The organism is Microbulbifer sp. SE14 (assembly GCF_059834885.1).
In genome coordinates, this window is sequence record NZ_JCBAJA010000086.1 from 1 (window position 1) to 735 (window position 735).

General features: G+C 47.3%; 1 protein-coding gene. It reads right to left on the bottom strand.

Annotated elements, in window-relative coordinates; all coding sequences use genetic code 11:
• Positions 1-241: 241 nt before the first annotated feature.
• Positions 242-607, bottom strand: a complete 366-nt coding sequence (locus AC6R19_RS22755) for a hypothetical protein (RefSeq protein ID WP_500582156.1) — start codon at positions 605-607, stop codon at positions 242-244.
• Between the last annotated feature and the right edge of the window lie 128 nt (positions 608-735).

The following is a 735-nucleotide window of genomic DNA, read 5'->3' on the forward strand; positions in this document are numbered from 1 at the left end:
TCGCGTCCTGGCTATAGCTGTATTTTCTGAAATTTGGCATATACCCTCCCTTTGAGGGTCAAATTTTACCAAAAAACGCTGGGTTTTAAGAGTTTTTCTACAGCCTGAACGCCCGCAGCAGGGGCGACCAATGCTATGCACATTTTGTGCGAAACTGGGAGCGCAGCGACCCGCACATAATGTGCATAGCGTTGGGCGTCCCGCGGAGGCCCGAAGGGCCGGAGCAAACTGCCTGCGATTGTTATGAGTTTCTGAACGGAAGATCGCCGTACCCCCATACAAAAGTTCCGGTTACTAAGAAAATAAGTGCAGTATATTTAACCCAGCCATACCACGCTCCATACTTTCCACTCCAGCGATCATCCGACATATAGCTTGAAATACTAGGCTTAACGGCATTGGCTATTCCAGACAACCAAAATTCAACACAAGCGGAAAATAGAACCGCGATAGCCCCGCTACGTTGAAACCAATAATATGGGTCTTCACCCGAGCTATTAAAATCGCAGACTAAACTCACGATACAAAATATGGCTACGAAAACTAGAACCACGCTTGAATTTTTTAACGTTTTTTTGATATGTGGTTCAATTTCACTATCGTGCATGATTCAACTCCGACTCATAACGCCGCAATCAGCCGCGGCTAACTTTGTGCGCATTTTGCGCAATAATGGGAGCGCAGCGACCGCGCAAAAGGTGCACAAAGTTGGCCGTCGGCTGCATTGCCTGGTTA

Bases quoted from the DNA above. Each gene is read 5' to 3' on its own strand.
- AC6R19_RS22755 (WP_500582156.1), bottom strand. From the start codon at position 607: ATGCACGATAGTGAAATTGAACCACATATCAAAAAAACGTTAAAAAAT.